Raw genomic sequence first — 13,082 nt, forward strand, 5'->3', positions numbered from 1 at the left:
TTAACCGCAAAGAACGCAAAGTACAAAAAGAAAGAAGAAAAGAAGAGATTCAAAATTTGATAATTCTGTCTTTTTGCAAAATTGGTATGCTCCCTTTACTCCTGACTCCTGCTATATTGTTTAATAGGGATATCAATTAAAAACTCCGTACCTTTTCCTAGTTGGGAAATACAGTCAATTTTACCCCCATGCTTTTCTACTATAATTTGATAACTAATTGATAAACCTAAACCTGTACCTTCACCCACATCTTTCGTAGTAAAAAACGGATCAAAAATGCGTTTTTTAGTTTCTTCATTCATTCCTAAACCATTATCTTGGAAAGAAATTCTTACCCAGTCAGAATTAACTAATTGAGTACAAATAATAATCTGGATAGGATCATTTTGTTGTTGTATAAGTAATGATTGTTGGCTACGCTTAAATAACGCATCAATAGCATTATTGAGAATGTTCATAAATACTTGATTGAGTTGGGAAGCATAACAATTAATTAAAGGCAACTGTGCATAATTTTTAATAACTATATTTTCTACACTACCTAATTTTTCTCTAAATCGAGATTGTAAAAGCATCAATGTATTGTCAATTCCCTGATGAATATCTACAGGTTTCATTTTAGCTTCATCCAACCGTGAAAAATTACGTAACCCCAAGACAATATTACTGATACGTTCAGCACCTAATTTCATCGAATCGAGAATTTTTTGCGAGTCTTGAATTAAGAAATCCAAGTCTATTTCTTTAGTAATTTTTTGAATAATTGGTGAAGGCTTAATATTTTCTTGTTGATATACTTTTATTAAGCGGAGTAAATCATTGATATAGTGACTGGTATGGTCAATGTTACCATAAATAAAATTAATGGGATTATTAATTTCATGGGCTACACCTGCAACTATTTGTCCTAAACTAGACATTTTTTCAGTTTGAATTAATTGTATTTGAGTGCGTTTTAATTCATCTAAAGTTTGTTCGAGTTGTAGATTTTTAGCATTTAATTCTTTAGTTCTTTTAGCAACTTTTTCTTCCAAGTTTGAGTATAATTGAGCATTTTCTAAAGAAATAGCTGATTGGGAAGAAAGAATTTTTAAAATTTTCAGTCTTTCAGGAGTAAAAACCCCAGTAGTGAGACTATTTTCTAAATAAATAATACCAATAAATTGCCCCTGATTGAGAATGGGAGTACATAATATAGATTTCGGTTTAGTCTTGATAATATAAGGATCTGAATAAAGGTTATTCTCACTTATAGCATCATTAATTAATACATTTTCTTTACTATTATAGACGTAATTTATAATACTAATGGGTAAATTTTGAATAGTATTAATTAGAGTAAACTGTAAATTACATTGTTGAAAAGTGATACAATCAGCTACTAAAATTAAATTTTCTTCTTTCTGGAGAATTAAAGCAGCCCTATCTGCTCCGACATTCTCTAGAGTTACTTGCATTAACTTAGAAATTAATTGATCAATATGAATTTCCGAAGAAATAGCTAAAGCTGCTTTAGTCACTGTTTCTAAATCTAGCTGTGCGGAAATATTCGTACTAGTAATACTAGAATCACTAGTAGAGCCAGATAAGAGATCATTAAGATTTTTTAAACTGATATCATTTATTTGTAAATTAATAATAGATTTAAGTAAATAAAAATAGGATTTTTTTAAATCTTCAAGCTTTGCCTTAGCACCCCAATTATGATAACAGTTATAAGCATCAATCAAATAAGATTGGGCAATTTTTTCTTTACCCCAATCAAGATAGAATTTAGCAGCTAATTCATTAGCTAAAGCTTGTTCTTGGATGTATTCGTTAGCTTTTGCACCAGCAATAGCCTTGTCATATAAGTCAATAGCTTCTATTTTTTGTCCTAATACTCTACATTTTTCAGCTTCTACTAAATCAACTTTATGCTGGTGATTCATAGGAGCATAATGCGCCCAAAGTTTTAATTGGGTTTGGTTTTGTTCCACCTGTTCTAAAAGCTGTGAAATTTCTGCTGATTGTGGAGTCAATTGTGATAGAGCAACCAATGAATCATAGAAATAAAATGGTGATTCATTAAAAGTTCCACGAATACCCATTAAATAATTTCTAGCTTCAAATGCATAGTTTTTGGCTACTTCAATTTCCCCAAATAGGTAGCCCAACATCAGCTTAAATAAATAGAATAAACATAAACCAGTCCAGTCATTAGCTTTTATTAGTAGAGGTAGAAATATTGTTTCTTCTACAGCTTCTCCAGATAAAATACTAGGATGATCTGATATCTCCAATAAATTTAAAATACATTGCCAATAAATCCGACACCAATTGGCTGCTGTTAATTGATTTAATTGTACTAGCTTATTGCAATATGTACGATTTACCTCTTCTAAGCCAGGAAGGGGTTGACCACGCCACAAAGAATTGTGACACAAACCTTGAATGCTAAATCCAGCAAACTCATGGTTGCCAACTTCTAAGCCGATTGTGTAACCTTCTTGTAAGAGAGGCAGTGTTTCCTTAATGTGAAATTTTCGATGCCAGATAAAGCATCCCACTATAAATAATGCTTCTGGTTTTACAGCTTTGGCATCTAGTTGAGAAACAACTTGAAGTGCCAACTGACCAAAGTCTACTCCTGTATTAATATCTTGTAAAAGATTACAAGCAATGATGCCATAGCAGGCATAAGGATATACTGAAGCAGATGTATTACCATATTGAATAGATACTTTAATGGAATTAGCACTTAGTAATGGAAACAAGGGAGGATTAGAAATGAAAGCAGAGGGGATAATGCTACCGCTAATTTGAAGAATGGCTGTTTTTTCCCTATCGGTCATGATGGGTAAATCAACTAAATCAGTGATTTTCCTGTCTGCGATTAGTTGTCCAATTTCTGTAATTGCCTGTTGAATATCATTTTGTGTAGGTGTTTGGGGAATGGTGACACCTAACTTTTCTAAGAATTGTAATCCAGTAGCGATCGCTTCATTCAGTTTATTTTGAGAGGTATTCGCTAAAATTCTAATTCGATAAGCGTTAACCTGTTCTAATAAAGATTTCGTCTGATTGACAACCGCTTCTATGAATTGTTCCATGCTTTCAAAATCACCGCATAAGGAAGCCAATTCTGCGGCTAAATTATGGAACTCTAAACACATTTCATATTGTTGCTGCCAAGCATTTTCTCCTAATAAATATAATCCAATGCGGGCATATTCACTTCCTGTTTGATAAGCTGTGGCATTTTTAGCTTTACGGCAAGCAATCAGATTAAGTTGGGCTAATTCATTGCGTTCATTTTGTTGGGAAATTAAGGCTATTCCATAGTTTAATTGATTCACTAGTTCAAATATTCTCTCTTCTCTGTTGATTGGAGAAATTTGTTTTAACAGCAGTTGTCCAATTTTGTAATGTGTTATTTGTTTTTGGTCTTCAGGAATTAAAGAATATGCAGCTTGTTGAACACGATCATGTAAAAACTTATAATTAGCTATTGATTTATCTTGCTTAATTTCTTGTGCTTCATTGCCTAAATAAAATTTATAAATTTCACTTTGTGGTAAAATTAAGCCTTCTTGTAATACTTGCCATAAACAAGCAGCTACTTCTATTTCTGATTGTTGCAAGACGATTGCCAAGGTTGTCAAATCAAATTGATTGCCGATACAAGCTGCTAATTTTAAAACATTCTGTGTAATTTCTGGCAGTTTTTTTAATTGCTGCGCCATGAATTCTACTACATCATTGGACAGGGATAATTCTTGAATTTTGGTAATATCACATTGCCAATTTCCACTTTCTCGTTCAAATTTAATTAGTCCATCTTCGTACAGTATTTTGAGAAATTGGGTGCTAAAAAATGGATTTCCTTCAGTTTTTTGATAGATTAATTTGGTTAATGGTTTGGAAATATCTAATGCACAGCTTAGGGTATTTGCTACGAGTTGATTTAAGCTATAGTTACTCAGGGGAACTAGGGTAATTGTATTGATTATGGAGTTTACTTTCTTGAGTTCTGCCAAACATAAACTGAAAGGATGGATGGCTGATACTTCATTATCTCTATATGCTCCTATTAATAATAAATATCCTCCTTTTAATTCACTCATCAACAATTGTATTAAGTTTAATGATGATGAATCTGCCCACTGTAAATCGTCTAAGAACATTACTAATGGATGTTGTTTTGTTGTAAAGACCCGGACAAATTTCTGAAATAATGAATTAAATCTATTTTGAGCAGATGTTCCTGATAATTCTATTGCTGGTGGTTGTTGACCAATGATTTTTTCTAATTCAGGAATTACTTCAATAATTACTTGTCCATTTTCACCTAATGCTGCTGATATTTTGCTTTTCCATTCCTGAATTTGTGCCTGACTTTCTGTTAATAATTGATTCATTAAATCTCGGAATGCTTGTACAAAGGCACTGAAGGGAATATTCCTTTGAAGCTGATCATATTTTCCTTTGATAAAATAGCCTCTTTGCCTGACTATTGGTTTGTGAACTTCGTTTACTACTGCTGTTTTCCCAATTCCTGAAAATCCCGCAACTAGCATCATTTCTGTTGCCCCTTGGCTGACTCTGGTAAATGATTCAAGCAGAGTTTTTACTTCTAGTTCTCTTCCATATAATTTGTCTGGGATAATAAATTTTTCGCTTACATCTCTTTGAGCTATGCTAAATTCTGCTATTTTACCTGTGTCTCTTAACTGCTGCCAGCACTTTTCTAAATCATATTTTAGACCTAATATACTCTGATAGCGTTCTTCTGCATTTTTTGCCATTAATTTACTCACAATGGCGGAAATTAATGTAGGAATTTGTGGGTTGATTTGATGTACTGGGGAAGTGGTTTTAGCGATATGGCAATGTACCAACTCCATTGGATCATCTGATGAAAAAGGTAACTTTCCTGTGAGTAATTCATAGAAAGTTACACCTAATGAATAGAAGTCACTTCTATAGTCTATGCCCCGATTCATCCTGCCTGTTTGTTCTGGTGAAATATAAGACAGTGTGCCTTCTAAAACATTAGGATTTAACAGAACTTGTGTTTCCCGTGGCAGTAAAGATGCAATACTAAAGTCTATTAATTTAATTTTTTTGGTTTCGGGATTAATTAAAATATTGCTAGGTTTAATATCTTTGTGAATAATATGATGTTGATGTAATATTTCTAAACTATTAGTAATGGCAATGGCTATGGGCAAAAATTCCTGTAAAGATTTTTCTTTTTTGGTAGTATATTTTTTTAAAGAAATTCCTCCAAAATCTTCCATGATTAAGGCATAACTATTCTGATATGATTCTAAGCTATAGACTTTAATAATTAGGGGTGAGTTGATATTTTTAACAATAGTATATTGATTGCGAAAATGCACCAGTTCCTGGAAAGTAGGATATGGGTTTTTGAGTAGTTTGATAACTACCGATTTGTGGTTATTCTGTCGATAACCCCGATAAATCAAGGTTTTTGAACTATTGTAGAGTTGCTCGCAAAGTTCATACCCAGTAATGTTCACCGTAGCCGTACTCCTCTGATATTTTTATATCAATTTTTATTATGTTGAGTGGCAATTGGCTATGGCTTACGCCACGCTATCACCATTGCTATAGGCGATCGCACCTTCATAACACTGTCTTTGCTGATTATAAACATAATCACAGTATTAAACTTAAGGGTAATTATATGGAAATTTACATTTATGCGCTTGTGGGGGATAAATCTGAAAAGAGAGCGATCGCCTATGGCAGTTTCCAATTACATAATTTATGTGTACACACAAGCGATCGAATTTAGCCAAGCCCTCACCGAACCCTCTTTCTGCAAAGCATCTGGAGTTTCTCAAAAAAAAATTTCTTAACCCCTTGCCAAATCCAAAACCTGCTGCTAATATTGTAAAGCGTGGGACACAACGGGTCGGTGTCCGAGTGGTTAATGGAGACGGACTGTAAATCCGTTGGTTTACGCCTACGCTGGTTCAAATCCAGCCCGGCCCACCACTTCTAGAGATGTGAGTTACAATAGCTGAGTGTCGAGAAAACTTCTCAGCTTTGTAACTTATAACTCGCGATTTAAATCCGAATCTATGCCCGTGTGGCTCAGTGGTAGAGCACACCCTTGGTAAGGGTGAGGTCACGAGTTCAATCCTCGTCACGGGCTTTTATTGAAAGTGTTGGTATGCCTGAGTTTTGGTAGTTTAATGGTTTTGGAATAATTGCTTTTGTGGTGTTGACCTTTAAATCGTACCAAATTAGTACCAAGTAGGGTGATTTTTAGGGGATTTTATATATAAGTTTTACTTTTGCGATCGCCACAACTTTGAGGGGTTCTGCTTATCAATTATCTCACTCAGATATGCTTGTATGTCCCTGAGATTGTTTAACGATTTGTACAACAATTCCTATAACGATTCGTTTAACGAATTATTGCACACAATAAAACACCCTTCTAACTAACAACCCCTACCCGAGTATAAGATTTAGGAACAAAACCCGATTAAGAAAAAACTATGGGTTTCAAAGTAGACGTGGTTTATATGCCAAAATTGATTGATAAGTTTGATTCTATGGTACTTGTTATGCTAAATGTACCGAAGAGCCATAAGTTTTTATTTGACTAAAAACATATAGGACTCCTATTTGATTTTTGAACAAAACTCGGTACACCTTTATATTCTCAAATCCTCTTGCCTCTTGCCTTTTGCCTCTTGCCTTCCTACATAGGAAAATTCAGGAATCAAACCGGATGCCTATATATTTTGGAATATTACTTACATCTGGCACAATTCAGAATTAATAATTGTGTGCCAGGGTAACTAGGATTTATGTTTGAGAATAACCATAATTCACAAATCATGTATATGTTCTAGTGTAATCATAGTGCCAGCAATATATTTTTATTATTGCTGTTTTTGGCGCTGAAAACACAGTTAAGAACTAATTGATGAGCATTTACAAATGAATTTTCAAAAAACTGTAAACACTGTTTATTGGCAATTTTCACAGCCTAGATTGTCTGATTTACATCTGTCACAATTAACCAACACCAATACTTTCAATCAATCACAATATAGCATAGTTTCATACTTGCTGACCAAGCAAGCAGAAGCAACAAATGCACCTGTTGTGTAATTGCTGATATAGTGATCCGATTTGATTCATGTTCGCGTAGCGTGGCGTAAGCCATATTTTTCGTGGAGGCAGGGAACAGGAAAGAAGGCTTTCAGTATGTACGGAGTTCTGTATGGCTACGCCACGCAAGCTATCAAAAATCAAATAGAAGTCCTATATTTTCAAATAAAAAAATAGCTCCTATTTTGTTTATTGAACAAAGTAGGGGTTTGTTTTAGCTTTTTCAATACAGCAGGTTTCCAGTATTGTGTCCAAACCATGAATTAATATTTTTGTAAGCATTCAGCCACCAGTAGTTAGCTTTTTCAGGCTAATGTCAACAATACCTATTTGATTTTTGATCATTAACCAATTTCTCAAACATTCTGACTCCTGACTCCTGATTTCTGAATTCTTATATATCTTTTTCCTACTTTATGAGAGATGCCTACGACTCCAGAAAAGGATACCCTAATAGTAATTGCGTCTTTATTCCTCTGGCTTAACCAGATCCAACCTTATTTGTTTGTAATTTTGATGATCGCTTTACCAAGCTTTGAGATTAAAATTCAAGCAAGGTCGAAAGACATGGAGAATCCTTACATTTAAACTACAAAAGGTACGCCCCATGAATCCCCGCGCTCTACTGTTGGTAAATCATCATTCTCGGCAAGGAAAAGAACGTCTCTTGGCTGCTATTCGTTGTTTGGAAACGCTGGGTTTTAATGTGATTGAAGAGTCTACAGAACATCCTGAACATTTGGGTGATGTTATTAAGCGATACCAGCAGGAAATTGATTTGGTAATTGTTGGTGGTGGAGATGGTACTCTTAATGCTGCTGTTGATGCCATAGTTGATACTCAGTTACCTTTGGGTATTTTACCTTTGGGAACAGCTAATGATTTGGCTAGAACTTTAGGTATTCCTAATTCTTTAGCGGAAGCGTGTCAAATTATCGCTGGTGGACAGTTGCGACGTATTGATTTGGGTTGGGTAAATGGGAAGTATTTTTTTAATGTTGCTAGTCTGGGTTTGAGTGTAAAAATTACTCAACAATTAACTAAAGAGGTGAAACGCCGTTGGGGAATATTTGCTTATGTGGCTGCTGCTTTGCAGGTAATTTGGAAATCTCGTCCTTTTAGTGCAGAAATTCGCACCAATGGCGAATCATTTCACGTCAAGACTGTACAAATTGCTGTGGGGAATGGGCGGTATTATGGTGGTGGAATGGCTGTATTTCATGATGCGTCTATAGATGACCAAAGATTGGATCTTTATAGTTTAGAAATTAACCATTGGTGGCAAATCATACCTTTATTGCCTGCTATACGTCAAGGTAGACATATTCATTGGCGGAGTGTTCGCGCTATCCAGGGTCAGGAAATTGAGATTTATACTCGTAGACCCTATCCTATTAATACAGATGGGGAAATTACCAGGTATACTCCGGCTGTGTTTCGAGTGATGCCCAGGGCTATCAGTGTTTTAGTCCCTCCTTTATAATGAGTGTAGATGTGGCAATTCCTATAAAGTAGCACGACAATGAATTTGAGGTTTTCTCAAGATATTCAGTCTTTACTGCAACGTTTAGCCGAACAGCCACTAACTCTGGGCGATATTTTGGGGCAAACTTCAGAACGGAGTTTTAGTTTAGTCATTGCATTATTGGTTTTACCTTTTCTTTTCCCTATGCCCCCAGGTCTAACTGGTCCTTTCGGGGCTGCTTGCTTGCTGTTGTCTGTGCAGATGCTTTTAGGTAGGCGATCGCCTTGGCTTCCTAAAAAAATCGCTAACTATAAATTTCCTCGGACTTTTGCTCAAATCATCTTACAAAACCTGTGTCGAGTTACTAGGGTATTGGAGAAAATCACCCGTCCCCGCTTGAAAAAAATAGCTTCTCATCCTTTAACTTGGCAACTCAATGGGTTTTGTATTTCTTGGTTGACAATCTTACTAATTGCGCCCATTCCTTTTACCAATCCTATCCCGACAATTGGTATTTTACTTTTAGCGGTTGCAACTATTGAATCTGATGGCTTGCTGATATGTATCGGCTATGTGTTTACAGCTTTGATTACTTTCTTGTTTGGGTTTATTGGTTATGCGCTATTGTTGGCTCCCGGTTTACTCCCTTCTTATTTACAGCATTTTTGATTGGGGATTTTAGATTTGGGAATTTCTAATTCAAAATCCACATTCCTGTGATGGGAGAATAATTGTTACAAAAATATATACCATCCCCATCAGAGGCTTGCTATGATATAGTACCCAGCTTAAAAAGCTGAGGTCAATGAACAGAAAAGTTAATTTTCCATCTTGTGCTTTGTCAGAATCCTGACTCAAATTAGAAAAGTTCTGTATTATACTTTCACAATACAGAATTAAGCAATTAAGAGTTGCTAAAATAAAACCCTCAGTTTCAGATGAGGGCTAAAATCTAATTAAGGTGCATCTACTATTTTTTTATCCATCTAGGTTATAACTATATCCGGAAGGTTTGATCTAATCAGATAGTTTTTTGTATAAAGTCGTGAAATGTTTTAATTAAACCCCCAGTTCCACCTGAGGGCAGTTAATCAATTAAGGTATATATACTTCCCTTTGTGTGTCTGTTGCATCAGGATGAATTTGAAAAAGAGCGAGTAAATAAATAAGGAATGAGCCTGATTTGCTGAAAAAACAGGCTCATTTTACGTTATCTGGAAGCAACTTGTGGCTCTGCCCAAATTTGTGACTCTGTGACACCAAAAGTTACTGGTTGATCTCCGTCGGTGGTAACATTCACTGTCTTACCATCGCTGGCAACTTGCACCAAAGGCCAATTTTCTTCACCTAGTTCACCAGATCGGAAGAGGGCATGATCGGGTTGTTGTTTACTCCAACCTAACAATATTGCTATTTTTTCATGGTCATCGTCAGCTTGGACGGGAGCAACTGTTTTGATATTATTGTCCTGCCGATCCCAAATTACAGCTTGGTCTGTGACATCTGCTGTGTTGAAGATGCCGACAAATTTGCGGGCTAAAAAGCGATCGCCTTTTTGAGACCAACTGATCGGTACTAAGACCCCTATTTTTCCTTCAGCCTGAGATTGTGTTTCCGAGACAGCTTGTTTTAATAAAGGATCATTAACGTCAGATGTTTTCGCCATTACCCGTAAACTCTTGGTTTGTCGGTCTTCTATAAACAATAAGCTAGTCACTCGGCTATTGTGCATTTCTGGGTTGACTTCCAGTTGCACACGGCTATAGACCGCATATCTACCATCAGGGGAAACCACTGGTATGCTGCGATAGTGCCGCACTCCAGAACGCCCTTGACCACCCATTGTCTCTTGTGTCATCATGATCCACTTCCAAGGGATCGGATGGGGGCTACCCATGGGATCATCTGGTAAAGCGTCGGCATCCCTTGGTGGTCCATCTATAGGAACTTCTTTCATTAAGGGTGGCTGTGATTCTCTAATACTAGATGTTACTAATCCCTCTTGATCGATATTTTCACGCCCTTGAGAGTTAATACCACCCAAAGCCTGATTTTTGGCTGCTTTTAATTTTTCAATTAAACTAGTTTGGACAACAGGCGTATTTGGTAATTGAGCCTGTTTCACGAAAGGGGAATTACCAGTAATATTTATATCATCGCTTGAGTGAGAATTATTTTGTCCTACCCCAGAATTTGCTAATATTTCCCTTTTTTGATTTATAGATGTATTTGCTAGTCCAATCCCAAATTTGCCTGGTAAAGAAGTAACTTCACCTATATTTAAATTAGATTTTCTAGCAACAATTGTTTTTTGGGATTTTGAATCCCATTCGTTCAGCCCAGAACTACTTTTTGCTACCTGTAATTGTTTCGCTAAGGATGTGTGAACTGATACCCCTACAAAAGGAGCAATTACTATAATAACAACAGCGTACTTAAGAAATGGTTGTACGCGGAACCATCCTGACAGCAAAAGGGATTTCAGCATGAGTGGACTCTCTAAGGGGCGGTTGCTATGGTGAGGAGCAATGTCTATATAAGGCGACTGGGAAAAGCTATTATTATGTATAACAACAAACTAGAAGCTCTAACGAGATAATCTCTCTAAATTTTGCATCACTTTACAAAAGTTTCAGTATCATCATTCACACCTTTACAATCTTTAAAATCTGTAATTTTCCAGGACAATCCGATCACATAAAATACTATTGTTGTTCACTCCAGTATTGTTGATGTGACTATAAATTTAAGTTCTACCTGTATTTAGCATTAACTAAATAGTAGGTAACTGTAAAAAGGATATAAGCCGATTTTTAGGCAAATAAGAATCATGCCTAAATTGTTGAGGTTCATCGCTTAAAATCGCATTAGCTCTAGCTACTGAATTTAAGACAGTTTTATCTATTAATAATCTGCTATAACAACGTTAACCTCGATAACACGAAAGACTATCTTAATAAAGGCGATTTAGTCTTTGGAAAATCTAGGATGGTCATTGGACAATCAACGAACACCTCATTGTTATCTATCCCAAGCTATAAATTGCTAGTTTATTCGCAAATAAATAAAAAATATTTAACAAAATATTTATACTATGTGCGATCGCATAACTACAATAAAGCTAAGTTTGGTAAAATATCAAATAAGTAGATCCTAAACTGTCCACCCTTGAGATATAAGGCAATACTTTTACTCGCCAAAAAAAGGAGCAGTAATTAAAATTAACTGACCAGCTTGCCAAAGCATTGTACTTCATCAAGAGATTTTTGTTGCACCGATAATCAATACTTTACCACTAAATAGCTAAAATTTAATATCCTCACAGCCAAATTGCCCTGCGTTTTTTTCATAGATATCGTGATTTGGTGAGTTGTAGGCAGTCAGTTGTCAGTGATTCGTGACGCACTTAATATTGACTAATGATTAATGACTAATAACTAATGAAAATTGTATTTTTTGGTACTCCCCAATTTGCCGTTCCCACCCTAGAAAAATTGTTGAATCATCCAGAATGTGAGGTTTTGGGAGTTGTAACCCAACCGGATAAACGCCGAGAGCGAGGAAATAAATTAACACCTTCTCCAGTAAAAGCACTGGCTACTGCTCACAATCTGCCTGTTTGGCAACCTGAAAAAATCAAAAAAGATACTGAAACTTTAACCCAACTGCAACAACTAGGAGCAGATGTGTTTATTGTGGTTGCCTATGGACAAATTTTATCTAAGAAAATCTTAAAAATGCCGAAATTGGGCTGTATTAACGTACATGGTTCAATTTTACCCCAATATCGGGGGGCTGCTCCCATTCAGTGGTGTTTATATAACGGTGAGCAAGAAACCGGAATCACAACCATGTTAATGGATGTAGGGATGGATACAGGAGATATGCTGCTAAAAGCCATAACACCAATTAACTTGCTAGATAATGCCCAGATTTTAGGGGAGAAATTAGCAATTCTTGGTGCAGATTTACTAATAGAAACTTTGTACCAGTTGGAAAAACAACAGATTCAAGCCATTCCTCAAGATAACGATGCCGCAACTTATGCCTCTTTGATTCAAAAGCCAGATTACAATTTAGACTGGTCAAAGACTGCTATACAATTACACAATCAAATTAGAGGCTTTTATCCTAACTGCATTGCGACCTTTCGTAATCAAACAATGAAAATAACTGCCACTATTCCTCTAGGTTCGGCTTATATATGTCAATTACCAACAGAACTACAAGAAAAAATACATAAAATACCTGATTTGTCAACTATATCAGGTCAACCTGGGGAAGTGGTCAGTATTGTGAAGGGAATGGGAGCAATTGTCCAAACTGGAGAAGGTTTGTTGCTCTTGAGAGAAGTACAGCTAACTGGGAAACGTCCCCAGTCAGGATGGGATTTTGTGAATGGTACTCGTTTGACTGTGGGAGAGGTCATGGGTAATGGGTAATTGGTAATTGGTAATTGGTAATTGGTAAAAACTCTTTC

At 35.8% G+C, this 13,082-nt stretch carries 7 protein-coding genes and 2 tRNA genes; 7 read left to right on the forward strand and 2 right to left on the reverse strand.

Annotated elements, in window-relative coordinates; genetic code table 11:
- Positions 1–95: 95 nt before the first annotated feature.
- The gene (locus ACLLO5_RS19610; protein ID WP_413172164.1) at positions 96–5,525 is read right to left on the reverse strand and encodes an AAA family ATPase; all 5,430 of its coding nucleotides are present in this window, start codon (positions 5,523–5,525) and stop codon (positions 96–98) included.
- A 48-nt stretch (positions 5,526–5,573) separates the two neighbouring features.
- Here ACLLO5_RS19610 and ACLLO5_RS19615 point away from each other — a divergent pair, with 48 nt between their 5' ends.
- The 6 genes from ACLLO5_RS19615 (at position 5,574) to ACLLO5_RS19640 (ending at position 9,271) form a co-directional block, all read left to right on the forward strand.
- Positions 5,574–5,867 carry a hypothetical protein gene (locus ACLLO5_RS19615; RefSeq protein ID WP_413172165.1) on the forward strand — a complete coding sequence of 98 codons (294 nt, stop codon included), beginning with the start codon at positions 5,574–5,576 and terminating at the stop codon, positions 5,865–5,867.
- A gap of 53 nt (positions 5,868–5,920) precedes the next feature.
- Positions 5,921–6,006 (forward strand) — tRNA-Tyr (locus ACLLO5_RS19620).
- Positions 6,007–6,094: 88 nt separating this feature from the next.
- Positions 6,095–6,166: transfer RNA gene (locus ACLLO5_RS19625), tRNA-Thr, on the forward strand.
- 797 nt (positions 6,167–6,963) lie between these two features.
- Complete coding sequence (locus ACLLO5_RS19630; protein WP_413172166.1) at positions 6,964–7,137, forward strand: hypothetical protein; 174 nt, start codon at positions 6,964–6,966, stop codon at positions 7,135–7,137.
- A gap of 607 nt (positions 7,138–7,744) precedes the next feature.
- Positions 7,745–8,620, forward strand: a complete 876-nt coding sequence (locus tag ACLLO5_RS19635) for a lipid kinase (protein WP_413172167.1) — start codon at positions 7,745–7,747, stop codon at positions 8,618–8,620.
- A gap of 39 nt (positions 8,621–8,659) precedes the next feature.
- Positions 8,660–9,271, forward strand: a complete 612-nt coding sequence (locus ACLLO5_RS19640) for an exopolysaccharide biosynthesis protein (protein WP_413172168.1) — start codon at positions 8,660–8,662, stop codon at positions 9,269–9,271.
- Positions 9,272–9,812: 541 nt separating this feature from the next.
- On the opposite strand, the gene ACLLO5_RS19645 is transcribed toward ACLLO5_RS19640, so the two are convergent.
- Positions 9,813–11,090, reverse strand: coding sequence for a hypothetical protein (locus tag ACLLO5_RS19645; RefSeq protein WP_413172169.1), 1,278 nt, complete (start codon positions 11,088–11,090; stop codon positions 9,813–9,815).
- A 952-nt stretch (positions 11,091–12,042) separates the two neighbouring features.
- Between ACLLO5_RS19645 and fmt the strand changes: the two genes are divergently transcribed.
- Complete coding sequence (fmt, locus tag ACLLO5_RS19650) at positions 12,043–13,044, forward strand: methionyl-tRNA formyltransferase (protein ID WP_413172170.1); 1,002 nt, start codon at positions 12,043–12,045, stop codon at positions 13,042–13,044.
- Positions 13,045–13,082: the final 38 nt, after the last annotated feature.

It is taken from the genome of Anabaena azotica SJ-1 (genome assembly GCF_047275885.1).
In the GTDB taxonomy this organism is placed as follows: Bacteria; Cyanobacteriota; Cyanobacteriia; order Cyanobacteriales; family Nostocaceae; genus Trichormus_B; species Trichormus_B azotica_A.